This window comes from Photobacterium sp. TLY01 (genome assembly GCF_021432065.1).
GTDB lineage: Bacteria > Pseudomonadota > Gammaproteobacteria > Enterobacterales > Vibrionaceae > Photobacterium > Photobacterium halotolerans_A.
This window is the reverse complement of record NZ_CP090365.1, coordinates 1,063,060-1,087,412: the sequence shown is the minus strand read 5'-3', so window position 1 is coordinate 1,087,412 and position 24,353 is coordinate 1,063,060. Positions and strand designations below refer to the sequence as shown.

The 24,353-nt window shown below is 48.2% G+C and carries 20 protein-coding genes; 15 read left to right on the top strand and 5 right to left on the bottom strand.

What is annotated here, in order from left to right:
- The first annotated feature begins 270 nt into the window (after positions 1 to 270).
- The 4 genes from LN341_RS20650 (at position 271) to LN341_RS20635 (ending at position 4,642) form a co-directional block, all read left to right on the top strand.
- On the top strand, positions 271 to 594 hold the full coding sequence (locus tag LN341_RS20650; RefSeq protein WP_234205603.1) for a co-chaperone YbbN: 324 nt from the start codon (positions 271 to 273) through the stop codon (positions 592 to 594).
- Positions 595 to 718: 124 nt separating this feature from the next.
- On the top strand, positions 719 to 1,633 hold the full coding sequence (locus tag LN341_RS20645; RefSeq protein WP_027251358.1) for a cation diffusion facilitator family transporter: 915 nt from the start codon (positions 719 to 721) through the stop codon (positions 1,631 to 1,633).
- A gap of 767 nt (positions 1,634 to 2,400) precedes the next feature.
- Positions 2,401 to 3,048 (top strand): TetR/AcrR family transcriptional regulator, encoded by a 648-nt coding sequence (locus LN341_RS20640; protein WP_046220902.1) that lies wholly within the window; start codon positions 2,401 to 2,403, stop codon positions 3,046 to 3,048.
- A 496-nt stretch (positions 3,049 to 3,544) separates the two neighbouring features.
- Complete coding sequence (locus tag LN341_RS20635) at positions 3,545 to 4,642, top strand: OmpP1/FadL family transporter (protein ID WP_234205600.1); 1,098 nt, start codon at positions 3,545 to 3,547, stop codon at positions 4,640 to 4,642.
- An 86-nt stretch (positions 4,643 to 4,728) separates the two neighbouring features.
- On the opposite strand, the gene nagZ is transcribed toward LN341_RS20635, so the two are convergent.
- Positions 4,729 to 5,733, bottom strand: coding sequence for a beta-N-acetylhexosaminidase (gene nagZ, locus LN341_RS20630; RefSeq protein ID WP_234205598.1), 1,005 nt, complete (start codon positions 5,731 to 5,733; stop codon positions 4,729 to 4,731).
- Positions 5,734 to 6,007: 274 nt separating this feature from the next.
- On the opposite strand from nagZ, the gene LN341_RS20625 reads away from it, so the two are divergent.
- Positions 6,008 to 6,514 (top strand): DUF1097 domain-containing protein, encoded by a 507-nt coding sequence (locus LN341_RS20625; protein WP_046220899.1) that lies wholly within the window; start codon positions 6,008 to 6,010, stop codon positions 6,512 to 6,514.
- Positions 6,515 to 6,518: 4 nt separating this feature from the next.
- Here LN341_RS20625 and LN341_RS20620 read toward each other — a convergent pair whose 3' ends face one another.
- Positions 6,519 to 7,457 carry a bifunctional precorrin-2 dehydrogenase/sirohydrochlorin ferrochelatase gene (locus LN341_RS20620; protein WP_234205596.1) on the bottom strand — a complete coding sequence of 313 codons (939 nt, stop codon included), beginning with the start codon at positions 7,455 to 7,457 and terminating at the stop codon, positions 6,519 to 6,521.
- Between the two features lie 254 nt (positions 7,458 to 7,711).
- On the opposite strand from LN341_RS20620, the gene sseA reads away from it, so the two are divergent.
- On the top strand, positions 7,712 to 8,566 hold the full coding sequence (sseA, locus tag LN341_RS20615; protein WP_234205593.1) for a 3-mercaptopyruvate sulfurtransferase: 855 nt from the start codon (positions 7,712 to 7,714) through the stop codon (positions 8,564 to 8,566).
- Positions 8,567 to 8,615: 49 nt separating this feature from the next.
- Here the strand turns inward: sseA and LN341_RS20610 are convergent, their stop codons facing one another.
- Positions 8,616 to 9,434 carry a phosphate ABC transporter substrate-binding protein gene (locus LN341_RS20610; protein ID WP_234205591.1) on the bottom strand — a complete coding sequence of 273 codons (819 nt, stop codon included), beginning with the start codon at positions 9,432 to 9,434 and terminating at the stop codon, positions 8,616 to 8,618.
- A gap of 80 nt (positions 9,435 to 9,514) precedes the next feature.
- The gene (locus LN341_RS20605) at positions 9,515 to 10,381 is read right to left on the bottom strand and encodes a GGDEF domain-containing protein (protein ID WP_046220895.1); all 867 of its coding nucleotides are present in this window, start codon (positions 10,379 to 10,381) and stop codon (positions 9,515 to 9,517) included.
- 329 nt (positions 10,382 to 10,710) lie between these two features.
- On the opposite strand from LN341_RS20605, the gene LN341_RS20600 reads away from it, so the two are divergent.
- The 8 genes from LN341_RS20600 to LN341_RS20565 all read left to right on the top strand — a co-directional run bounded on the left by LN341_RS20600 (position 10,711) and on the right by LN341_RS20565 (position 22,890).
- A complete protein-coding gene (locus LN341_RS20600) occupies positions 10,711 to 12,348 on the top strand; it encodes an ATPase RavA domain-containing protein (protein WP_234205588.1) in 1,638 nt (545 codons plus the stop codon).
- Positions 12,349 to 12,360: 12 nt separating this feature from the next.
- On the top strand, positions 12,361 to 13,815 hold the full coding sequence (gene viaA / locus LN341_RS20595; protein WP_234205585.1) for an ATPase RavA stimulator ViaA: 1,455 nt from the start codon (positions 12,361 to 12,363) through the stop codon (positions 13,813 to 13,815).
- A gap of 156 nt (positions 13,816 to 13,971) precedes the next feature.
- Positions 13,972 to 15,366 carry a nodulation protein NfeD gene (locus LN341_RS20590; protein WP_234205583.1) on the top strand — a complete coding sequence of 465 codons (1,395 nt, stop codon included), beginning with the start codon at positions 13,972 to 13,974 and terminating at the stop codon, positions 15,364 to 15,366.
- Positions 15,367 to 15,369: 3 nt separating this feature from the next.
- Positions 15,370 to 16,131 (top strand): slipin family protein, encoded by a 762-nt coding sequence (locus LN341_RS20585; RefSeq protein WP_234205581.1) that lies wholly within the window; start codon positions 15,370 to 15,372, stop codon positions 16,129 to 16,131.
- A gap of 222 nt (positions 16,132 to 16,353) precedes the next feature.
- Entirely contained in the window at positions 16,354 to 16,836 is a 483-nt protein-coding gene (locus LN341_RS20580; RefSeq protein WP_046220890.1) for a DUF3015 family protein, read from the top strand.
- A gap of 119 nt (positions 16,837 to 16,955) precedes the next feature.
- Complete coding sequence (locus LN341_RS20575) at positions 16,956 to 18,803, top strand: DUF4105 domain-containing protein (RefSeq protein WP_234205578.1); 1,848 nt, start codon at positions 16,956 to 16,958, stop codon at positions 18,801 to 18,803.
- A 294-nt stretch (positions 18,804 to 19,097) separates the two neighbouring features.
- Positions 19,098 to 20,069: a calcium/sodium antiporter gene (locus tag LN341_RS20570; RefSeq protein WP_046220888.1), complete on the top strand. Its 972-nt coding sequence runs from the start codon at positions 19,098 to 19,100 to the stop codon at positions 20,067 to 20,069.
- Positions 20,070 to 20,349: 280 nt separating this feature from the next.
- Entirely contained in the window at positions 20,350 to 22,890 is a 2,541-nt protein-coding gene (locus tag LN341_RS20565) for an Ig-like domain-containing protein (RefSeq protein WP_234205576.1), read from the top strand.
- Positions 22,891 to 22,988: 98 nt separating this feature from the next.
- Here the strand turns inward: LN341_RS20565 and LN341_RS20560 are convergent, their stop codons facing one another.
- Positions 22,989 to 23,924, bottom strand: a complete 936-nt coding sequence (locus LN341_RS20560; protein WP_234205574.1) for a universal stress protein — start codon at positions 23,922 to 23,924, stop codon at positions 22,989 to 22,991.
- 231 nt (positions 23,925 to 24,155) lie between these two features.
- Between LN341_RS20560 and LN341_RS20555 the strand changes: the two genes are divergently transcribed.
- Positions 24,156 to 24,350: a hypothetical protein gene (locus tag LN341_RS20555; protein WP_046220885.1), complete on the top strand. Its 195-nt coding sequence runs from the start codon at positions 24,156 to 24,158 to the stop codon at positions 24,348 to 24,350.
- Positions 24,351 to 24,353 lie beyond the last annotated feature (3 nt).

Here is a 24,353-nt window from a genome sequence, read left to right as displayed (position 1 = left end):
GATGGGACAGGCAGCAACTTGTCCTTCTCTGTGACATTGTGTTGAGTGAAAGAGGCTGGCACCTCCCCATATCCTGGTTTTTTATAAGTTGTGGTATACTGGCGAAAATTTTAATTCTGACGGTCTGTCTGAACAACAAAGTACAGGCCCGGAAACAGGGAAATCATGCCAAGTTTTACTGTGAACTGCCCGCATTGTCACAAGGCTGTGTCTCTGCAGAGCACTTCATTATCTAATACTGTCTCTTGTGTACATTGCTCCAAAGCCGTATTGGATGGCAGCCCGGTTGAAGCAGATAGTAAGAACTTTGCTATGCTGATTCAAAGTCCCAAACCTGTGATCGTGACGTTTTGGGGGAATAATTGTGCGCCATGTCAGGCATTTAAGCCCGTGGTTGAGCAAGTTGCAAAGCAGAAAAAACAATACCGTTTTGTCAGAGTGAATGTAAATCAGCATCCGGATTTGGCAAAACGATACAGAGTCAGAGGTGTTCCGACTGTTCTGGCTTTCAGGAAAGGGCGCCAACAGGCGAGCTTGAACACCGCATTACGAAAACCTGCGTTTTTGCAATGGCTTGAAGATGCGCTTGAATAAGTGCATGCTACCAAAGCGAGTTTCGCAGTTTCATGAAACCGTCATGCTTGAATGATTGACTGGTCAAGGTCAAACATTAGAGCTGACATGAATATCAACACTATGGGTATATGAGGAGGAATTTATGGCTATCAGCCGTAAAATTAGTAAGGAACGTCTGGCACTGAAAATGTCTCTCGCCGGTACGGTCCTGCTTGCCACTATGGGTATAGGTTATGGGCTGTATGTGGGATCTAGTGCGATTCTGCTCGACGGTATGTTCTCTTTTCTGAGTATGGGTATGACAGGCCTGAGTCTGTATACCGCCTACCTGGTCTCAAGACCGGACGATAACCACTTCCAGTTTGGTTACGCCCACATCGAACCTTTGATCAATGTCGTCAATGGCTTGCTCATCTTGGTAACCTGTTTGTTTGCACTCGTGAGTGGTGTGCAAACCATTGTCAACGGTGGCCATGAAGTTGTGCTGGAACATGCAATGGTATACGCAGTGCTGTCTACTATCAGTTGTTTTGGCATCTATTTCACGGAAACTCACATTGCCCGTAAGGTAGACTCGGAACTTGTTCGGGTCGACTCGCAGGAATGGTTGGTCGATGGCATCTTGAGTGCCGCAATTTTAGTTGGTTTTATGCTGGTCATGGTGTTCGATAAAATAGGCTATTCGCATTGGAATGCTTATGTCGATCCAATTTTGGTGTCTGCAATGGCGATTGCTGCGTCGGTTCTGCCGATTAAGGTACTACGCCGTAACTTGCGTGAGGTGCTGTTAGTCGCGCCACATGACCAGGTGCAGAACCGGGTTGATAGTGTGATTGAAGATTTGTCTAAACAGTACAACTTCGATGACTATACCCACCACTTTGCTAAAACAGGCCGTCAGTACGATCTGGAAATCAACATCCTTGTGAAAGACGATAAATACTGGACGACTAAACGTCAGGATAAGATTCGTCAATTACTGTGGGATAAATTGAAAGGCGAACTGGGTGATACATGGCTGTCTGTCACATTTACCGGCCAGAAACGCTGGCTATAACGTATCAGACAGAGAGATAAATGAGATGCGGCCTGTTTAGGCCGCATTTTTTATTAGTAAAACTTATCTCCAGCTTAAAGAATCGTAAGGCAAATTTTGCTGGCACTTTGTGCAAATAAAGCGCAAAATACGCGTGGCTAAAAATTAGTCGCCGGGATGTTTTAGGAAACTTTCAGTTGGAAAGCCGGATTTGAACCTTTTTCTCAGTATGCTATTGATGCTGAGTCCCTTTCGGATATGTTGACTGAACAGATAACTGCCAAACCGGAGACGGAAGCACTACTTTTCTGTAGGTTTTAGCCGCTCTGTGTATTTTTTCTTGGCGAGTCGTTTGAGACTGCAGTGATTATCTGAATTTGGGGAAAGTTATGTTCGAGACACTACTGGTTATGGCGTTTATTGTTGGCGGGATTGTGGTCGTACTAAAAGAAAAGAAAACCTGCAAGAACATTAACTACTCCAGTAAATCACTGTAAGCCAGCGTAGAGACGCAGAAACACATGGCGGTAGACAGCGCCTGCATATACATCGATCCCTGAGCCAAGCTCGGGGATTTTTTTATGCATCATCGGGTGAAAAACAGGCGTTGAACTGTATGTAAATTCGCCTGTTTAGCACCTGTATCCTGTCAGAAAGTAGCTCCAGGCGGGTAACTATGGGCATGCCGACCAAAAGTGAAACGCTGGAGTTTATGTAGTGAGAGGTTTTCGATATCATTGCCATGAATGCAAACTTTTACTTTTCATAAACATCAAGGATAAGTCGAGATGGCAGCTAGTTCTCGAAAAACGACAAAGGGAGAGCTTACCCGACAAAAAATCATTGAAGCCACGTTGGAACTGATTGCGACCACAGGCCTGAACAGCTTGTCACATCGGAATATTGCCAGTGCAGCTCAGGTTCGGTTATCACTGACCAGTTATTACTTCGAAAGCATGGATCATTTGATTCTGTGTGCATTTGAAGAGTTTGCCAGACGGGAAGTGAAACAGATTCAATGGATTCAGGAGCAAGTGGATACGATACTCAGAGATTATCTGGCAAAGGGATCGACTGAAGATCGGGAAGCCTGTGTTGTACAGCTAACCGAACTGTTAACACAGTACATTTCGACCGAGCTGACAGATGAGACGCGCAGAAAGCAGCTGACAATTCGATGCCATTTTCTGTTTGCACTGGGGCAGTCAGAGATGCTGGTTAAACGTGTCAGTGAGTATAAGTTGCAAGTGATGCGTTTGATCGAAAAGACGGCGGAACTGATAGGCAGTCCACATCCTGAAATTGATGCCAATCTGGTCATCTTTACCTTCAGAGAGTTTGAATTTGCTTTGGTCAGTGGGGATCAAAACTTCAATCAGGAGATTGTTTCTAAAACGCTGAAGCGATTATTGTCGACACTTATTGCTACTGAATAACCCTCACTTTTTGTTGGAATTATTTTCTCCATCCCATTTCTTTTTCGTAGCTTGACCTACAACAGCCGCAGTGTGTGACCGCACAGCGGCGTTTTTGTCGTGGTTTGTTTTCTGAGTTACGCATTTTTACTGGCCTCATCAATCTATATAGTCTGAACCATCGTCACATCTTAGCAGGGTGTTTCTGTGATCAGTCAGCACTTCTTTAAATTAATCGGACGTATGACCTATTTAGTGTGGACGTTCAGCTTTGATTCAGTTAACCTCTTTTCGAAACAAAATAATAACGAAGTGTTAACAATGTTGTTGAGAACTTCGAAATAAAACGACAACGGAAGTCTCGTCTCATCACAAATAGGTCACAGGGGGGTGTTGTTAGCCGTATTTGCTCATGACTGCATTAAGTGCAAGGCAAACGGTTAGCAATAGGGGGGGAGTTTGCCCCTCGTTATCACACTGTGGTGAGTGCGGGTTCACATGTAGAGGTATTCGAACAATGAAGCTGAAGTATCAATCATTACTCGCCGCAATTTTGTCAGCAACGAGCTTTTACTCTCATGGAGCAGCCTATGAGTTTGGACGCTATAGCTACAGTAATTTGTACAGCCCTGATGATAAGGTGGCGGTGTCGTATTCCTACTTTAATTACGACATTCAGGGGAGCCACCCTACCTTTGGAGATACAGGAGATATCTTCAATGATACGCACTATGTTCAGGGTGCGGCGAATTACTTTTTTACAGATAAGTTTTCTGGAAATGCCCAGTATTATCTTTCAAACAATATTGATACTCAGCATACAGGTGGTTTCTGGCAAGGTTCCAGCGCTGATGTGAAAACCCGCACCGTGGCTTTAACAGGTAAATACCAATTTGCCCCCTCTTTTTCAGCTTTTGCTGGCCCCACCATCAACCAGACTGAAATTAAAGCGAAATTTAACACCAACATGAATGGTGGCTTTGGTGGTTTAGATTTGGATCTGGGAGAGGATATCGGCTTTGGTTATACAGTGGGTGCGTCTTACCATATCCCCAAAATAGCGTTACGCGCCACCGTTGCATACCAGTCAGCAGTTGAGCATTCATTTGATACGACCGAATCTGGCGCCTTAATCGTGAATAAAACAGGGGGTAAGGCAAGCTCGGTATCAAGTCATTCGGAAATTGAGCTGCCTGAAACCATTGATTTTGACTTCCAGACCGGGGTGGCTGAGAACACCTTAATGACCTTTTCTGCCCACTGGCGCAGATGGAGTGAACATGTCATCAAAACACAGGTGCGTGGTGAAGTCGTCACCTTTGATCGCGACAGTGTCACCTATGCGTTGGGTCTGGCCCGTCAGTTTACACCAGCTTTCGGTGGCGGTATTGAGCTGAATTATGCCGAAGGTGCTGGTGAGGGAAATCTGAATCCACTGGCACCAGGAAACGGGGCAAAGGGTGTTCAGGTCGGAGGCAAGTATTCCTTTGGCAACACCTCGCTGTTTGGGGCTGCTCAGTACAAAATTGTGAAAGACGGTAAAGACATTTCCGGCACTGTCTATGAGGATAACAGCCTTTATGGCCTGACCGTCGGGGTGGAACACAAGTTTTAACTCAGCGTCATGTCCTGCAAAAAGAACAACGCCCGGTATTCCGGGCGTTTGTGTTGAGCAAACTGTATGAGGCTTCAGGCAGCAAACTAGTGCGTTTTTTCCTGCCATGTTTGCTGAAGCCGGCGAATGGCTTCGGAGCGTTGCTTCCATTCTGCTGTTCTTATCATCTCTGCATACTTTGCAAATGGCTTTTTGAGTAAAGTATTCAGCACGGGAGTCTGCGTTTGCGGCAATGCTTCCAGTGCCTCAATCGCGCCACTGCGGTTATTACATAACATCACCATATCGCAGCCTGCCTGCAAAGAAGCAACCGCACGATCACCGTAAGAGCCCAGTACATCAGCGCCTTTCATGTTGAGATCATCTGAGAAGACAACCCCGTTGAAGTTCAGTTGCTGTCGAAGCACGTTTTTCAGCCAATAGTCAGAGCCGCTGGCGGGTTTATCATCGTAGGCAGGATAAATCACATGGGCCGGCATCATGGCATCCAGCAGTTGTTTCTCAACAAGGGCTTTAAAGACTGACATATCGCGATCGGTAATCGTATTGCGCTCGTCAACAGGGGTTTCATGGTGTGAATCGGCAATGACGCCGCCGTGTCCCGGGAAATGTTTCCCTGTCGCAGCCATGCCTGCCTCTTTCATGCCGCGGATAAACTCACTTGCATACTGAATGATCTCTTCGGGTTGGTCTGAAAACGCGCGATCGCCAATCGCTTTACAGTCAAAGCCGATATCCAGAACAGGTGCCAGGCTGAGGTCGATATCCATAGCCAGTAATTCAGCGGCCATCAACCAGCCGCCTTGCCGGGCAAGGTTGAGCCCATTGTCGGCTGTTGCAAATGCCCGGGCTGGAGGCAATAAAGTGAAACCGTCACGGAAGCGCTGAACTCGTCCGCCTTCCTGATCGACTGCGATGATTAAAGGACGTTTTGCGGCCAGACGAATGGCTTGCGTCAGAGCAAACAACTGCTCTCTGTCATGGTAGTTGCGGGCGAAAAAAATGACTCCGCCTACTGTGGGGTGTTGAAGAATTTCACGCTCTTCGGCATCAAGTTCGAAACCTGACACATCTAGCATTAAAGGCCCCATGGTGGCACTCCGTGTTGACTGCATCTCTGAAGAAACATTGGTATTAGAAAGCATTAAGTTATCACAAGCTGATCAGAGTCAAAACTGCATTTTTTCTGATTAAATCAGGCGTCGATCAGCTGATTGTTGTGGCATTGTTCACTGTATAAAATATTGCGTTTCATTAATTTCATTGTATGTGTGATGTGTGTCAATTTATTGGGCGGGTAGAGTGATTAGACTTCTGTATTCATCGCACAGGCAATATCACGTTCTCGTTTTCAGAGGTCTTAACATGTCAGCTTTAATTGCAATCGCTATAACAACCGGTCTGTTATCTGGTCTGTGGGGCTGGGTGGCTGTTTCCTTTGGCCTGTTAAGCTGGGCCGGATTTCTGGGTTGTACCACTTATTTTGCGTCGCCTCAGGAAGGGTTGAAGGGCGTGGGTATCAGCATGGCGACCAATCTGAGTGGTGTCGCCTGGGCGATGCTGATCATTCACGGTTCAGCCTGGGCGGGTGCAGAGCTGTTCGGTTATATCGCAACCGGTATGGTTTCATTTTTGATGTGTGTGCAGGCAAAGCGCACGTGGCTCAGTTTTATTCCGGGGACATTTATCGGTTGTTGTGCGACATTTGCGGCGGCAGGTCACTGGCAACTGGTGATTCCTTCGTTGATGCTTGGCGTCGTATTTGGTTATGCCATGAAAACATCCGGTTTGTGGCTGAAGGCGCAAACTGAAAAACGTGCGCAGAAGGCAGCATTGAAGTCTGAACTTACACCGGCTGCCTCTGCAAAATAAACGGTTACAGTGAAGGGAGGACCTCACCATCATGCTGCCGGCAAAAAGCAGACAGTGATGCGGATGTCCGTCCTTTTCTGACCAGAATACAGACGCGAACGGCCTGATTGAGCAGGGCCTCCGCTGTATGCAACAGATTCTCCTCACTGCAGGCTTCGCGATCAGCATCTCTGCGGCACAGATCAATGAAACCCGCCTGACTTGCTTCATCGGTGTAAAGCACCATCTCAGCCTGCTGCATCAGTCGTAACGCTTTCAATGTCAGCATCTCAACATCGGTGCCGGTTTCAATCACACACACGGTTCCTTTTGCTGAATTCGCCTGAGCCAGCAGCTGAACAAAGGCTGCCTCGAGGACGTCGTCAGACTGAGCACTTTCAACCTGAGGCAGGCGGAAGAACTGTTCCCAGAAGTGCCTTCTTTTATCGACCGTATCAAAATGTTGTTTCAGGCGATTTCTTTGTCTGCCCGCGAAATCTGCCAGCAGAGACAAATTTTGTGCGAGCTGGGTTTCGAGTTTTTCTCTGAGGTAACGCACGAGTACCGGTGAAGCGCCGCCACTGGATATGGCGACCTGGATGGGGGAACGATCGATCATTGATGGGGTAATAAAATCGCAATGGGCCGGATCATCGACGGCATTGACCCAAATTTTCTTCTGCTGGGCATCCTGAAAGATACGTTTGTTCAGCTCGCGATCGTCTGTGGTCGTCCATACCTGATAATAGCCCCCCAAACTGCCCGGCTGATAAGACTCAGCTAACCAGCGCAGTTTTTGCTGACTGGCCAGTTTTTGCAGCGCAGGATGCAGACGTGGCGAGATGAGTGTGATTGCCGCGCCGGCTCGTAATAACAGATCGACTTTACGGCAGGCAACTTCTCCGCCCCCGATGACCAGGACAGGTTTATTGTGTAATTGGGTGAAGACAGGAAAGTAGTCCATATTCGCGTCCTTGCAAAATCATAAAGTGCTGGTACCGGGTTCAGGGACATTAACCTGATGAACCGCTGGATTCAAGCAAAGCCTGTTTTTGTTTGATGTGGCAAGTCGCTGGATTACTGAGAAAAAGATTTAGTCTGGTCGTATTCCCTGCTATCACTATCAGAATGTATGATTGAAAACTTGAGTGGCTGTGATGAATCAATGACCGGATTTACGACAAACAGCTGAAATTCATAGGGATAGGTGATTAGGGTATGGCAGAGAATTCATTACCATCGTCTGTTGTCAGTGCTGACTGGCTGCTGGAACATGCTGATGCGCAAAATATCGTGATACTGGACGCGAGCTGGTTCATGCCGGGCAGTGGCCGCGATGCCAGAACCGAGTGGGAGAATGAACGCATTCCGGGCGCCGTGTTTTTCGACTTCGATAAAGAGATATGCGATAAGGATTCCAGTCTACCGCATATGTTGCCCGGTGCAGAGCAGTTTGCCAGCCAGGTATCTGGCTTAGGCATTAGCAATGATGACACGATCATTGTTTACGATTCGCACGGACTGTTTTCATCACCGCGTGCATGGTGGATGTTTAAAGTGATGGGGCATGACAGGGTTGCGGTGTTGGATGGCGGATTACCTGCCTGGAAAGCGGTCGGTGGCTCGTTAGAATCGGGATCCGTAACCGAAGTGGCAGAGAAAGGGCAATTTTCTGCCCGGTTCAGATCGGAATGGGTGATCGACGCACCGACTCTGCTGAATAAATTAGCGGATCCTCAGGTGGTTGTACTGGATGCCCGCCCGGCGGCGCGTTTTTATGCGCAGCAGCCAGAGCCGAGAGAAGGCATACGCAGTGGCCATATGCCGAATGCCAAAAGTCTTCCGTTTGGTCAGTTGGTCAAAGACAGTAAACTGGTGTCGCAATCCATACTGAAGCAACGCTTTGATGCTATTTCTGAGCACGATCAGCAGCTGATTTTCAGTTGTGGATCCGGGGTCACGGCTTGCATTTTGGCCCTTGCGGCTGATGTGGCAGGACGAGAAAACCTGACGGTTTATGATGGCTCCTGGACAGAGTGGGGCGCGGGTTTGAAATATCCGGTTGTGTCCTGATCTGATTTTGGCTTACCTGATCCTCAGGTAAGCCAAATGTGTGGCAGGTTTAGTGTACAACGGGAATATAACCGCGATCATGCAGCAACTTCTGGCTGTTTTCAGACAACAGATAGTTGAGGAAATCACGACCGTCCGATGTGAGCTTTTTGCTCTTGTAAAGCATGATGAACGGGCGGGAGATTTGATACTGTCCGGACTCCAGATTCTCCAGGTTGGGCGTGACACCTTCGAAAGCCAGTGGTTTCACCGAATCATCCACAGAGCCGAGCGACAAATAGCCAATAGCGTGCTTATTTCTGGAAATCAGGCTTTTGACCATGCCATTTGTGTTCACGACCAGGGCTTTTACATTGATATCAGAGACGCTTTTATCACCAATCGTCCGTGTCAGCCCCATAAAATCTTCAAAAGAAAATCGTGAACCTGATGCGTTCTCTCTGCTGACAACGGCAATCGGGAGGTCCTCTCCTCCAAGTTGTTTCCAGTTGGTAATTTTACCCTGATAAATCCCCATCACCTGCTCTTTGTTCAGGGTATTAATCGGGTTACTTTTGTTCACGACCAGTGCAATGCCATCATGCGCAATTAATGTGGTTGATAAATCCGGGCGTATTTCTTCTTCTTTTAAAAACCGTGAGCTCATTCCGAGCTCGGAAGCTTCTTGTTTAACGGCCGAAATGCCGGCTGCCGAACCTGTGCCTTGCACTGCAATGGAGGTTTCGGCATGTTGCTGCTCATACTGTTCAGCTAACACCTCAAGGATATGACTGACGGATGTGGAACCGGATACGGTAATGGTTTTAGCATGAGCCTGAATGGGTAATAGGGTGATAACGGCCAGTAAAGAAGCCAGGCGAAGCAACATTGCGTCTCTCCAAATTTGAACGACAAGGTAGCCAGTATGGTATGACGGGGATATGACAGAATTGTGAATCCGAATTGCGGTTACTCGACGCGGCTTTTTTGTTCTTTTTCCTGATACATGGCGTTATCTGCTTTCGCGAGCAGTAAATCCGGATCACTGAGATTACCCGGATGAAAGGGGACAAGACCTACACTGATGCCCAGTTTGAATGTTTCTCTGAGATCCTGGGTTTGCTCATAGAGCTGATCAAGCCATTCCTGGCTTTGAGACTGGTCTTCACTGGGAAGAAGCACGACGAATTCATCACCGCCGATGCGATAGATCTGACTGCCGGTTGGTGAATGCCTGAAAAGAATATTGGCTATTTCAATGAGTACCAAATCTCCCTGGCGGTGGCCAAGACGGTCGTTAACCTGCTTGAAATTATCGATATCAATGTAAGCCATAATGCCGCGATTCAGATGAATTGCCATGTGGTCAAATCGCCTGAAAAGCGAGCGTCTGTTTTGCAAGCGGGTCAGATCGTCCTGCAACGCCTGGCGGCTGAGTTCCAGTTCCAGCTCTCGGGATTTCGAAACTTGTTGCTTTAGTTTTTGTATTAACTCACGGCGTTGATGTAAGAGTTTAATGAAGCAGAAACACAGTAAAAACACACCGATATTGCTGAAAACATCATCGGTCCGTATCAACAACCAATGATTTGCAAGTTCCGGAATATCATCAAGAAGATCTGCAATGACACCAATCCCGTAGGTACAGGCAGACAGAAGTAATAAAAACTTCATTTCTTTACTGGCGACTTCGCGAACCAGCAGGATAATCAGCACAAGCGTCAGGCTTGACGTTACTGCATCCAGGTTGCCTTGCATGGGGATAAAGGTCGTTAACAACACCCCAAAACATACAATAATTGTCAGCCCGACAGGCAATTGAGAGATCTTCTTCATAATTGACCAAAATATTATCATGATGATTGATCTTGAGGTAGCGCTAACTCGCATCAATTGGAGACATAGCCCGCATACCAGTGCATGTATCGCAATCCATTACATTCTGTGATTTTGTGCTCATCCGGCGTGCATCAAAAATGCAATCAATGATTGATCTCTGTTGGTTGCCTACTCAGTTTGATATACCCTGTTTGTAACAAATTGTGTATATTAACAAGCTTGTAACAATGTGTTTTTTACAGCTATTCTGTGGCTAGAATGAGATTTTTCAGGTTCACCCATTTCATGGCTACATCAGACCCTTTTGCCTCGAGGAAATGACAAATATGTTATCAATGGCGGCCAATAGTTTACCCAATAAAGCGCTGCTTGCTGAGCGGGTAGAGAAACTGATTCAGGCCCTGTCAAACGGGGTCTATGAAAGAGAGCACACCATTCGGCTCTGTTTGCTGGCGGCACTGTCTGGGGAGAGTGTCTTTTTGCTTGGTCCTCCCGGAATTGCAAAGAGCCTGATTGCTAAACGATTGATAGAAGCTTTTGATGGCAGCCGCTTTTTTGATTATCTGATGACGCGGTTTTCAACCCCGGAAGAGGTGTTTGGCCCTCTGTCGATTCAGGAGCTGAAAGACCACGGTAAATATGTTCGTCTGGTTGATGGCTACTTACCGACAGCGGAGGTCGTTTTTCTGGATGAGATCTGGAAAGCGGGTCCCGCGATCCTCAATACATTACTCACGGTCGTCAACGAGCGGACGTTTAAAAATGGTCAGGAAACGCTGAAGGTCCCCATGCGTTTATTGATTACTGCATCCAACGAATTACCGGATGAAGACAGCGGCTTGGAAGCCTTATACGACCGTATGCTGGTTCGGGTTTTCGTCAATCGGATCCAGGAAAAACAAAATTTCAAAGCCATGTTGCTGGGTGAAGGTCCAGAGATGGCGAGTTTACCTGCTGAGCTGAAAATTAAAGAAGAAGAATATCAGCAATGGCAGGCATTGATCGATCATATCCATCTTGATGAAGCGACTTTCGAGACTATCTACCAACTGAAATCCACGATTGAAGAGAAGGTGGAATCGGGCAGCAGCGAGCTTTACATCTCAGACCGGCGCTGGAAAAAGTCAGTCAGACTGCTGAAAGCCAGTGCTTTTTTCAATGGTCGCGACAGTATTAATCCGCTGGATTTACTGTTGCTGCAAGAATGTTTGTGGCACAGCCCGGAATCCAGGCAGGAAATCCGGGAGGTTTTACGTGAATTCTCTGTCAATCAGGTCTTCGGTCAGCAAGCCGCGACGCAGCAGGCTGATACGGCGCAGCACCAGATAGAGGAAGTCCATCAGGCGGTTGCCAGCAAGCTTTGTGTGACATTCGGCCATGACACCTTGATGGGCAAGGAAAGGTACAAATACGATTTTTCCGGCGCTAAGCGGTACACGGTTAATCATAATCCGCGCATGATCAAGCTGGTCATGCTGCAGCATAATCCTTCTGTTTCCGAACAGGAAACCGGCGATAGCCGCTGGGTGTATGTTGATGGCGATGAGTTTGAGAAAAAGATCAAAGCCGGACAATGCGATATCTATGGCTTTGTGAATAAGAATACGCATTTATGCCGCTTACACTTTGAAATTGACGCGACCGATCGCTTGGTGATCAAAGATATTGCGAACCGCAACGTACTGGTCGGTATGGCCGGAGATTACGGTGTCAGTCAGGAACAGTTGGTTGGCTGGCAGGAAAAAGTGGAGCAAGCAACGGATGCGATCAACGAAGCGGCTCACTTGTTAAAGCTGGCACGCAGTCGTTTTCATGGGGCATTACCGCATAATTTTGTTGATCCTGAATTTCCGGTACTGATCGAGCAGAGTCTGGCTACTGCGAGTGATGAAATAGAGATAATCCAGCGTCATTTGGATAAAAGCGCGATGCGTTTAACCCGCCTGACCGAGTACTTCGCATAACAGGAGAGGGCTATGCCAGTTACCGAAGGGATTAACCTGGCTTTGATGCTGACCGAGTCGGGCATCATTGAAAATGCAGTGAACGAGCTGATGACCCGGCCACAGCTGATGATGGCGGCAGACGCCAGCCCGGGCATTAAGTCGTCGATGAAGCATCAGGTTGGAAAATGGCGCAGCTATGTACAACACCGCATTGCAAAAGTGGATGTGGCCGAGCGGTTCAGTCAGGAACTGGCCCTGTATCAGAAGGTTCGTGAGTGGTCTGCCGATACGTTTATGGATAATGCAGAGCAGGTTGTGAATGAGCTTGAAGCGACGTCCGGTTTCTATTTTAAAGCGCGCCGATTGCTCGATCATGATCAGAAGAAACATAACCCGATGTTTCACAGTTACTTTTGTCATCAATGGTATGAACATTTGCAAGTGGCACTGAAGAAAGCGCAGGAATCTGAGTTAGAGCATCACAAAGAAGCTTTGATGAAAGACCTGTACCAGCGCATCGAAACCATGCAGCAAATGGAGAAGGTCGATGAATCCGGCGATGAAAAACGTGCTGGCCGTCTTTGGGACATGGCAAAAGCTAAACTGACCAAAACGGATGTAGAGCGTTTGAAATCGATCGCAAAGTTTCTTCAGAAAAATAATGAAATTCAGGAGATTGCAGACAAGCTAGGCCGAATGGCCAGTGAGGTCGATGATCCGAGTCAGGCCAGGGTGCAGACGGAAGAGCTGAGAATGGTCGAAGAAAAGAGTGACAACGTCACTGATGATATTGTAGGTGTGCATCCCAGCGATGACCTGGCGCGTTTACTGCCTAATGAAGCCATGTTTCTTGCCTACCCAGAGCTGGAAGTGGTGTTCTACAAGCATCTGGTTGATAAACGTTTGATGAATTACAGAATGCAGGGTGCTCAGCGTAAACTGCGTAAAGTGAAAGCCTATAAGAAACAGAGTAAGCAGGTTGAGCAGGACAAAGGACCGTTTATTGTATGCATTGATGCTTCCGGCTCAATGTCCGGCTACCCTGAGCAGTGTGCGAAAGCCCTGGCCTATGGCTTAATGCAGATTGCACTGGCTGATGACAGAGACTGCTACGTCATGTTGTTCTCTACCCAGCACATCACCTATGAACTGACCCGTCAGGATGGTTTAAGTGAAGTGTTAAATTTCCTGTCTTATTCATTTCACGGCGGTACCGATTTAACGCCGGTACTGGATCAGTCCCTGATGCTGATGAGCGGCGATAAATATAAGAATGCAGATCTCATTGTGCTCTCAGATTTCATTGCGCCGTCACAATCGCCGGAGATGCAGGAGCGGGTCGCAAAACTGAAGGAGCATAAGAACCGTTTCCATGCCGTTTGCCTGTCGCGCTACGGCAACCCGGCATTAATGGATATGTTTGATACACACTGGTCTCACCATCCTTCAGCACTTGGCCGTCTTTTCTCTCGCCGCACATCCTGACTGACCAACCGCAGTGACAGGGTTTGATGGCCCTGCACTGCGATCAATCCTGCACTGAATTCTGTGCGCTATGCTTAAGGTGGTGGAAAACCAACGCTTAAGCGTTCAGGTTTTTCTCTCTGGTTCAGTCTGGTACACCTACTGGGAGCACGCGCCATGAAGCTGTTTTCCATTCTGACATTCTGGCTTGCTGTACTTTGGCCGATGTGTTCTCAGGCATCCGATGTATGGTTAATTGATATCAAAGGTGGGATCGGACCTGCGGTCAGCGATTTCGTGTCACGTGAAATCAACCAGGCCCACGACGATCAGGCTGCACTGATCGTGCTGAAAATGGACACGCCGGGTGGGTTAGACACCTCAATGCGGGAAATCATCCGCGCTATCACCACATCGCCGGTTGCCGTGGCCACCTGGGTTGGCCCTTCAGGGGCCAGAGCAGCGAGCGCTGGGACATATATTCTGTATGCCAGCCATATTGCTGCGATGGCACCGGGTACAAATCTTGGCGCTGCTACTCCTGTTTCTCTAACAGGTGGCTCACCAGGCGGCAAAAAAGATAATCCGTTTGATGACTCTGACGATCAGGAACCGGCAGGAAAGGATGACGCGGCGAAGCAACCCGCAGAAGGCACGCAGTCAGGGGATGAAGTCAAAGCCGAAACGGCGATGGAAAAGAAAGTCATTAATGATGCGGCGGCTTACATCACCAGCCTGGCTAAACTGCATGGCAGAAATGAAGTCTGGGCAGAAAAAGCGGTGCGGGAAGCGGCCAGTTTGGATGCCGAAGGGGCACTCAAAGAAAATGTCATCGACTTTATGGCAACCGATCTCGATGATCTGGTGAACCAGATCAATGGGCGAACCGTGCTGATTAACGGGGTAAAGCAGACATTATCGCTTGAGAATGTCGCGTACGTAGAGCGCCAACAGGACTGGCGGTTTAAGTTTCTGGCTGTCATTACCAATCCGAACGTGGCCTACATACTTATGCTGATTGGCATCTATGGCTTGCTGCTAGAGTTTTACAACCCGGGTGTCGGCTTGCCAGGGGTGCTCGGTGGTATTTGTCTGATTCTGGCCATGTATTCATTACAACTTCTGCCCGTGAGCTATGCGGGGCTGGGGTTGATCATTCTGGGGATCATTTTGATGGTGGCAGAGGCCTTTAGCCCCAGTTTTGGCATATTGGGTCTGGGCGGTATCGTCTCCTTCGTGATTGGTTCTGTCATGCTGATGGATACCGAAGAACCCGGGTATCAAATTGCCGTTCCTTTGATTGTGGGTCTGACGGCTACCTCAGCACTGTTTACCTTTGTCGTTCTGACTTTGTTGCTCAAAACCCGCCGTAAGCCTGTTTCAACTGGGGTAGAAATGCTCCTGGGTGATCACGGTAAAGTGGTCAGTGGTTTCCCCGGTGAGGGGCGGGTGCTGGTCGAGGGTGAGATCTGGCAAGCCCGGTGCGACACGCCGCTCCGGGTTGGTCAGGAAATTGTTGTGAAGCAAGTCGATGGCTTGTGTTTACATGTTGCGGCCAAAGAGAAGGAATAAACCATGATTACCTATACCCTGGCAACTGTCATTGTGCTGGTACTCGCGCTGATCATCAGCATGTTCAGAGTATTGCGTGAGTATGAGCGTGCTGTTGTCTTTCTGTTGGGGCGCTTTTATGAAGTAAAAGGGCCTGGTTTGATCATCATTATCCCGATCATTCAACAAATGGTTCGGGTCGATCTGAGAACCATAGTGCTGGATGTGCCAACACAGGATCTGATCACCAAAGATAATGTGTCGGTTAAGGTCAATGCCGTGGTTTATTTTCGGGTGATTGATCCCAAAATGGCAATCATCAATGTCGAAAATTATCTTGAAGCAACCAGTCAATTGTCCCAAACAACATTGCGTTCAGTGCTTGGCCAGCATGAGTTGGACGAATTGCTGTCAGCAAGAGATGAACTGAATAAAGATTTGCAGGGCATTCTTGATATGCACACTGACAACTGGGGCATTAAGATAGCAAATGTTGAAATCAAACATGTCGATCTGGATGACAGTATGGTGCGTGCATTAGCTCGCCAGGCTGAGGCTGAGCGTTCACGTCGTGCAAAAGTGATTCATGCCACGGGTGAGCTGGAAGCATCTAAAAAATTGATGGAGGCAGCAGAAGTGCTAAATAAAGCGCCTAATGCCATTCAACTTCGTTACCTGCAGACATTAACTGAAATTGCCAATGATCGAACATCAACCATTGTATTCCCCTTGCCAATTGATTTAGTCGATAAAGTCAAAAGTATCGCGAATACGCATCATGAGTGAGGTTCAGATCGCCGTGATTCGGTTGAGTGATTTCGTCTGGATTGGTTGTTTTTAACTCAATCAAAAGGATGAATATGAATAAAAATCAGGTCTTGAGCTAAGAAATTGTAAAGAAATAAGTTTTTGCCCTGTATAAATTGAAATGTCGCTTTAAGTTGTTATGATTTTGGACGCATAAGAGTGATGCAAGCATTTTGTGTTAATTAAGTCTAAGGAATAACAATGAAAAAAGTAATTGCAGCGGCAGTTTTCGCGGGCATGATGCCATTCTCTCAAGCAATGGCTGATCAGGATATCGGTTGTGGTCTGGGTTCTATGGTGTTTGCCGGTCAAGAAGGCAAAGTGTTTAAAGTACTGGGTGCGACAACGAACGGTACTTCTGGTAACCAGACTTTCGGTATCACCTTCGGCACACTGGGCTGTGACGGCAACGGCGTGATCACTTCTAAAGAAAAACTGGCGATGTTTATCGACGGTAACATGGACAACCTGGCTCGTGATATCGCACGCGGTGAAGGTGAAACGCTGGCAACCCTGACTGACGTCTGGGGCATGAGCGATGAAGCTAAAGCTGAATTTAACGCGACTGCTCGTCATAACTATGCGTCTATCTTCGCTTCTGAGAACGTCACTTCTGCAGATGTTCTGGCGAACCTGAACACTATGGTTGCTGATCAGAACACACTGGCAGCTTACGCACTGTAATTGATTTCAGGCGTGAACTGCTCAGATACAGCGCCAATGGGCGCTGTATCTTTTTCTAATCTGGTGCTTTGTTCATTCAACGCGCTTGACTGAACCTATTTGATCCCATCGATGTTGTCATGAAGTTCTGGTTATCACTGCTCCCTCTCAGCGTTTTCAGCAGCACAGCTTTTGCGTACACCCAGCAAGATCTGGTGCACCTTTCCACCTCAGATTATTGGCATACATTGGGGCATTATCAGCCCGGCCTGACAGGGTCGTTTCACAGCCTGGTCGATTCGCCTGCTTTCTTTCTCAGTCCGCAGGGAAAAGATGATCCACTGGCCGAGTTGAAGGCAACCGTTGAAGGCTTTGACAGCGAAGCAAAACAGCCCGATAGCTCACTGAATGATCAGCGTTTAAGCTGCCGTTATCCGGCTCGATTTCATTGGTTAAAGCAAAAATTACATACAGATTGGCCAACTCCCGTTTGTCCTGAGCAAGAGCTGTGGAAGCAAGCACTGAACCCCAAAGGGCTGACACTGGTTTTCCCGACCGCATTTATGAACAGCCCATCGTCTATGTTCGGGCATACCTTACTGCGTGTTGATGCAAAAGATCAGAACCGACACCGCGAATTAGTGGCCTTTGCCATCAATTTTGCCGCCACGCCAGCGAGCAATGACAATGCATTTTTGTACGCGACGAAAGGGTTGTTCGGGAGTTATCCCGGCACCTTCAGTGTCATGCCTTACTACCGAAAAGTTCGTGAATACAATGATTTAGAATCAAGAGATATTTGGGAATATGCCTTAAACCTGGATGAAGAAGAAGTGCAGCAGGTCCTGCGCCATCTCTGGGAAATGAATGGTGTTGAGTTTGACTATTATTTCATTGACGAGAATTGCTCCTATCAGCTGCTGGCACTGCTTGAAGCGGGCAGGGAAGGGTTGGATCTGACTTCTGGTTTTGATTTTCAGGCGATTCCGTCAGACACGGTCAAAGTGCTCAGAGAAAAAGGACTGCTCGACGCTCCTAAATATCGGGCTTCTTTTGGTACACGTTTAATGCATTACGCTGAGCAGTTGGATGATCAGCAGCTCTTATCAGCACGGGCAGCCATGTCGGGCCAGTATCCGACTGAAGGCTCACTGAGTGAAAGAGCCGCCATTCTGGAAATGGCTTATGAGTGGCTCAACTTTGAATTTTATGATCAGGCGTTAGCCCGGGAAGAGATTGCACCTCAGTTACAGAAACTGCTGATTGCCAGAAGTCGGCTGGATACCCCATCGCCATTCTCTGACCCCGTAAGGCCTGCCATGTCGCCCGATGAAGGTCATAATTCAAGCCGGCTTGGACTGGGTTACCGCTACAGCAATCACAACGCCGATCAGGCGTTACTGGAATGGCGCGTGGCTTATCATGATCTATTGGATAATGCAGGCGGTTACATTCCGGGGGCACAGATCAGCTTTTTCGACCTGCAACTAGGGGTTGACCAGGATGGCGATGTGGATCTGAACCAGCTTTATCTGATTGATGCCATGTCACTGGCGCCTGATTATCGGGTCTTTGATTCACTCTCCTGGAATATTCGTGCCGGCTATGACCAGCAGCCCGGTACGGTTGACCTGACAGGCAGATATTTCATGCAGGGCGGATACGGTAAATCCTGGGGGGATGCGAACCGGATGCACTTTTATGCGCTCATGTCTTCGGAGCTGAACTATTTTGATGCGCAGGGTGAGAATCTGTCTCTGGGCTTGGGGATGGAGTCCGGACTGGTCTGGCAGGCGAGTGAAGCGCACAAACTGGCTGTGTCGGCGCAAGGGCTTTACCAGTGGGATGCGATGCGTTGGCGGACGGAATCAACGGCGAGCTGGCACTGGGCACTCAGTCAGCAACTGGGATTACGCACTGAAGTCACCTATCAGCAGTGGCAAAGTGACGAGTTGTCCTCCACATTGCGGTTGTTCGTTTATCTCTGATTACACTGTCAGTACCGGTTCATGGTTATGCCATTCGTGTGCTGAGAACACAGTGTGTTTCAGGAATTATCAGAGCGTTTCTTTTTCTGGATTCACCGCATATTTCAGCCAAGGATAGGCGGTGAATCAGACAGTGAGATTTATCAGTATCCTGTGATAATTTTGCTACCATAAAATCTGTAAACCCATTATTCTTGGCGCGCTTAAATCCCGTGTTCGTGAAAACGTTCGTACAACCTGTTTTTTTACTCATTTTTGAACGTTACTTTTTGTTAAACATTGGGATGTACATACATGATCACCGCATCATTAGCCTTATTGCTGGGGTTTGCTCTTTTAGTCTGGAGTGCAGATAAATTTGTCGACGGTGCTGCTGCCAGTGCCGGCCATTTCGGTATGCCGCCATTATTAATCGGTATGATTATTGTGGGCTTTGGTACTTCGGCACCTGAAATGGTGGTCTCTGCCATGGCATCAATTGATGGTAAACCGGATCTGGCGCTCGGGAATGCACTGGGTTCTAATATTGTCAATATCGGTCTGATTCTTGGGATTACGGCAATCATTGCCCCGATTGCCGTTCAGTCAAATATCATCAGAAAAGAGCTTCCGCTGCTGATACTCATCGGTATCCTCGCAGGTATTCTGCTCTGGGACGGTGAGTTGACTCGCGTTGAAGCGATTGTCTTGCTGATTGGTTTTTTTGGCTTGATTGGCTGGTCGATTTATTCTGCATTGAAAGGGAAAGGCGATGCGCTGGAAGCAGAAACAGAAAGCGAACTCAAAGAACATGCGATGCCCTTAAAGAATGCCATGATGTGGCTGTTGATTGGTTTGGTGCTCTTGGTCGTGAGTTCCCGAATTCTGGTTTGGGGGGCGGTCACCATTGCTCAGTCGCTTGGTGTCAGCGATTTGATCATTGGTCTGACGATTGTGGCCCTGGGAACATCATTACCTGAATTGGCTGCTTCTGTGGCAGCGGCACGTAAAGGTGAACACGATATCGCGATTGGTAATGTTGTCGGTTCCAATATGTTTAACATACTGGCAGTCATTGGTATTGCGGGTGTGATTTCACCGATCAGCGGTATTGGCGTTGAAGTGTTTGCCCGCGACTGGACTGTCATGATGGGCCTGACCGTTGCCCTGGTTGTGATGTGCATGGGCTTCCGTGGTCCGGGTCGCATCAACCGCTTTGAAGGTTTGTTGTTACTGATTGCCATTGTCGCCTACAACTTATTTTTATTTAGTACTGTCGCTGGCTGATTATTTCACCGGCAGCAAAAAGAAAGGGGGGCGCTCAGCCCCCTTATTATTCCCCTTGTTTTCTTCCCTGCTAAAAGTGATCTTTCTTCGGTCTTTTTGCGTTCGAACTGTATGTACAGATCTTAAAATGAGAGTTCGCTGAGGGTTGTACTCAATTCCCTCTTGTCTTATTTATCATTGCTTAAAAAGTCGTCCATGATTGGTCTGGATAATTTTCTATCTGAACTAAGCAACTAACTCTTTGGGAAAATCTTCATTTAAGAGAATAAGGACGTTAACAATGCAAAAAAACCTCATTCATACGGCAATTGCACTGGTACTGGCCAGCCCGGTATCGGCTTATGCAATTGACTGTACCACTTTGCCGGTCTGGGAAAGTGGTGCGCCTTACAGCGGCGGGACACAAGTCCAGCATCTGGATAATGCCTACCAGGCGAACTGGTGGAGTCAGGGGAAAGATCCTGTGCAATATTCTGATCCTTACGAAGAATGGTCTCTGCTGGGAGTGTGCGATGCACCTGACGGGAACCAGCGTCCGACTGTGTCTTTGACGTCACCGTTAAATAATGCCCAGTTTGGTGTGAATGAAGCCATCGCTTTGACTGCCAATGCGAGTGACAGTGATGGTCAGGTGGTTGATGTTACTTTCAAAGTGGACGGCAATACCGTGGGTATGGATGATACCGCACCGTATTCTGTGCCTTGGAATACGGTTGAAGGGAACCATACAGTCAGTGTTGTGGCAACCGATGATAAGGGTGCGAGCCGAACCGATTCCGTGACTATCAGTGTGGTGGCTGAAGGTAACAACCAACCTCCTAGCGTGGCACTGACGAATCCGACGACCGTTTCACAAATCAAGGAAGGTGATCTTGTCACGCTCAGTGCCGATGCCACGGATCAGGATGGTACAGTGGCTTCTGTTGAATTTTATGTGGATGACCAACTGGTAGGGACGGCAAGTTCCTCGCCCTTCGAATCGGCCTGGTCTGCCACTGCGGGCAGCCACGCATTTAAATCAAAAGCCACAGACGATGATGGTGCGGTGACCTGGAGCTCAGTCGTTACGGTTGCTGTTTCTGGGGCCACTGGCGGCGGCTGTGCTGGCGTACCTGTCTATCAGGCTGGCACCAGTTATCAGGTTGGGGATCTGGTTCAAAGTGCAAATTATAAATATAGCTGTGATGTGGCTGGCTGGTGTTCGTCAGACTCGGCCTGGGCCTACGAACCGGGAACCGGACTTTATTGGACCGATGCCTGGACAGCACAGGGGATCTGTGCAGTTGTGCCGACAGTCACCTTTAGCTCTCCGGCCGATAATGCGACCGTTCTGAACGGTGACGTTGTCACGCTATCTGTCGATGCAACTGATGCTGATGGTTCGGTGTCGCAAGTGGAATTCTTTGCCGCTGGGCAGAGTTTAGGCATCGATACGTCAGCACCCTATAGTGTTACATGGACAGCGACAGGAAACGGTTCAGTCAGCTTGTCGGCTGTCGCAACAGATAATGAAGACAATCAGGGCAGCGCGGGTGTTCTGGTCAATGTCAGTGACGAACCTTTGGTCGTGACGCTGACATCGCCGTCATCCGGCACAGCTGTGGGGCTAGGTAAATCTGTTGTTGTGTCTGCAGATGCGGCATCACTGAACAGCACGGTGAGTAGTGTGGCGTTCCTGGTCAATGGTGCAGTCGTTGCGACAGATACCAGCTCGCCATACAGCACAAACTGGACGCCAGGCGCTGTGGGGAATTACACCGTCTCTGCGAGGGCTACAGATGCAACCGGACTGACAGTCACGTCTGCTGCCTCGACCGTTAAGGTGCTTCAGCAGTCAGCCAAAACCCATAAGCTGATTGGTTACTGGCATAACTTTGTCAATGGCGCGGGTTGTCCGATGAACCTCAGTGAGATGTCCGATGCATGGGATATCATCGATATTGCCTTTGCAGAGAACGATCGCAACAGCACGGGGACAGTTCATTTCAACCTGTACAGTGGTGATATGCACAGCAGCTGTCCGGCACTGGATCCTCAGAAGTTCAAGCAGGACATGGCGGCGCTGCAGGCTCAGGGTAAGAAATTTGTTTTATCCCTTGGCGGCGCTGAAGGCACCATTACCCTCAATACGGATTCGGACGAACAGCATTTTGTCAGTAGTCTGACTGCGTTGATCAACGAATGGGGATTTGATGGACTGGATATTGACCTTGAAAGCGGCTCCAACCTGGTTCATGGTTCTCAGATTCAGGCGCGTCTGCCTCGCGCGCTGAAGCAGATTGAAGCCAATATGGGCGGGGATATGTACCTGACGATGGCTCCTGAACATCCGTATGTGCAGGGCGGTATGGTGGCGTATTCCGGTATCTGGGGCGCTTACATTCCACTGATTGATGCACTGCGTGATACCTTGGATCTGCTGCATGTGCAGTTATACAACAATGGTGGTTTGCCAAACCCATATCTGCCAGGTGCAGCACCGGAAGGATCTGTCGATATGATGGTGGCACAGTCCAAAATGCTGATCGAGGGATTCACTTTAGCCAATGGCGAGCAATTTGCGCCACTGCGTGATGATCAGGTTGCCATTGGTCTGCCATCCGGCCCCAGCTCTGCCAACTCAGGTCAGGCGCCGACTCAGAATATTCTGGATGCGCTGGACTGTCTGACCTTGGGTACCCATTGTCAGACTGTGGTTCCTGCGTTTAATTACAGTAATTATGCTGGGGTCATGACCTGGTCAATTAACTGGGATAAGCATGACGGTTACAACTTCTCCGGCCCGGTAGGTGCGAAGCTGGATGCGATGAACGCACAGTAAAATATGCCCTATAGGTTTCAGTGAGATGCGGGCTGCCAAGTGGCAGCCCGTTTTTTGTTGTGACGTTTTCATCATTATCGACAACGGTAATACTTACGCTAATAAGCTTTTACATCCGATACAAAACCTTTGGGCTTGAGCGCCAGAATCGAGCATTTCGTATTCTGGATAATATCCTCAGCAGTATTTCCCATAATAAATCCGGGTATGCCCGATCGGGCAACTGTTCCCATAATCAACAACTCAATGCCTTCGCTTTCAATGATGTCGGGGATGCAAGTTTGCGGAAGGCCTTTGGGATGGAATTCTTTTACCGGCCCGCTAATGCCAGATAGGGTGATCAGTTTTTTCAGCCCATCTATGTTTTTTTGTTCCGCTTCCTTGATGGACAGCTGAAGCTCCTGCTCTGGGACATGAATAAACGGGTTGCCGGTAATTTCTTCGTATGGGAAATCCCAGCAGGAAATGATGTTCAGACTGCCGTCGCAATCGTCCGCCAGCGAGCGGGATAGCTGGAGCAGCATCAGATCCAGATCCGTTTCTTCCCTGCTATTGTTTTCGGCATCAATCGCTACTGCGACATGAACTTTTCTCTGCGCATGGGTAATGGGACGGCACAGCCAGACCGGGCAGGGGCACTGCCTGAGTAATTCCATATCAATCGCTTTCAATCCAGCCTCATTCTGATTGAAACTGGCAGATTTGATCACCATGTCATAGTTGTCTCTGATGACATGCTGAATAATTAAGGTCGAGGGCTTTTTGCTGCTTTGTGCCAGAATGATTGGCATCACAGATTGTTCGGAGAATGACAAGGCGGATTTTGCCTGTGCAATCTGTAGTTTGGTGTTTTCAATCAGAGCTTGTTCCCAATTCCCCTGATAATTTCCCAGCGAATCAGGCAATTCAGGATAAATAATCAACACAGTCAGGGTGCTGTGGTGAGCTTGTGACAGGCTGATGGCCTGTTTCAATCCATCCAATTCATCCTGCACACCATCACTGATAAAGAGCAAGTTTTCAAATCGACGCATACGGATGATCTCCTGTGCTTACAGAGGATTACAGAGGTGTATTGTTAGCCTAGACCAAAGTACCGGGGTTGCATGCATCTGGTTGATAATAACTGGCGGTATAAAAACAGTGCTTTAACTACTTATGGTTATAACGAAACCTGCTTTCTTAGTGTGATTCGGTATTTTTATCGGCAGTGGTGCTTAAACAATAATGAGCTTCAGGAAAGATAAAAAGCAGTAATCACTCAGATGGATAAAACAAAGAAATCGGTAGCACTGGTCTTGCTGCTGACATTAGGGGCAACGGTGACAACGGGCGGCTGGAGCGCTTTGCTGAGTCTGTTGGCTTTTTCGTTGCTTTTTTATCAGGTTGCCACAAGAGCCTGGTCTGGTAAAAGGCACAGTAGCGACCAAGAGCCGGCACCGCAATGGGATACCGACTAAGCA

Bases quoted from the DNA above. Each gene is read 5' to 3' on its own strand.
- LN341_RS20605 (WP_046220895.1), bottom strand. From the start codon at position 10,381: ATGAAGAAGATCTCTCAATTGCCTGTCGGGCTGACAATTATTGTATGT.
- LN341_RS20635 (WP_234205600.1), top strand. From the start codon at position 3,545: ATGAAGCTGAAGTATCAATCATTACTCGCCGCAATTTTGTCAGCAACG.
- viaA (WP_234205585.1), top strand. From the start codon at position 12,361: ATGCCAGTTACCGAAGGGATTAACCTGGCTTTGATGCTGACCGAGTCG.
- LN341_RS20645 (WP_027251358.1), top strand. From the start codon at position 719: ATGGCTATCAGCCGTAAAATTAGTAAGGAACGTCTGGCACTGAAAATG.
- LN341_RS20555 (WP_046220885.1), top strand. From the start codon at position 24,156: ATGGATAAAACAAAGAAATCGGTAGCACTGGTCTTGCTGCTGACATTA.
- LN341_RS20560 (WP_234205574.1), bottom strand. From the start codon at position 23,924: ATGCGTCGATTTGAAAACTTGCTCTTTATCAGTGATGGTGTGCAGGAT.
- LN341_RS20600 (WP_234205588.1), top strand. From the start codon at position 10,711: ATGTTATCAATGGCGGCCAATAGTTTACCCAATAAAGCGCTGCTTGCT.
- sseA (WP_234205593.1), top strand. From the start codon at position 7,712: ATGGCAGAGAATTCATTACCATCGTCTGTTGTCAGTGCTGACTGGCTG.
- LN341_RS20575 (WP_234205578.1), top strand. From the start codon at position 16,956: ATGAAGTTCTGGTTATCACTGCTCCCTCTCAGCGTTTTCAGCAGCACA.
- LN341_RS20620 (WP_234205596.1), bottom strand. From the start codon at position 7,457: ATGGACTACTTTCCTGTCTTCACCCAATTACACAATAAACCTGTCCTG.
- LN341_RS20610 (WP_234205591.1), bottom strand. From the start codon at position 9,434: ATGTTGCTTCGCCTGGCTTCTTTACTGGCCGTTATCACCCTATTACCC.
- nagZ (WP_234205598.1), bottom strand. From the start codon at position 5,733: ATGGGGCCTTTAATGCTAGATGTGTCAGGTTTCGAACTTGATGCCGAA.
- LN341_RS20580 (WP_046220890.1), top strand. From the start codon at position 16,354: ATGAAAAAAGTAATTGCAGCGGCAGTTTTCGCGGGCATGATGCCATTC.
- LN341_RS20585 (WP_234205581.1), top strand. From the start codon at position 15,370: ATGATTACCTATACCCTGGCAACTGTCATTGTGCTGGTACTCGCGCTG.
- LN341_RS20570 (WP_046220888.1), top strand. From the start codon at position 19,098: ATGATCACCGCATCATTAGCCTTATTGCTGGGGTTTGCTCTTTTAGTC.
- LN341_RS20640 (WP_046220902.1), top strand. From the start codon at position 2,401: ATGGCAGCTAGTTCTCGAAAAACGACAAAGGGAGAGCTTACCCGACAA.
- LN341_RS20565 (WP_234205576.1), top strand. From the start codon at position 20,350: ATGCAAAAAAACCTCATTCATACGGCAATTGCACTGGTACTGGCCAGC.
- LN341_RS20625 (WP_046220899.1), top strand. From the start codon at position 6,008: ATGTCAGCTTTAATTGCAATCGCTATAACAACCGGTCTGTTATCTGGT.
- LN341_RS20590 (WP_234205583.1), top strand. From the start codon at position 13,972: ATGAAGCTGTTTTCCATTCTGACATTCTGGCTTGCTGTACTTTGGCCG.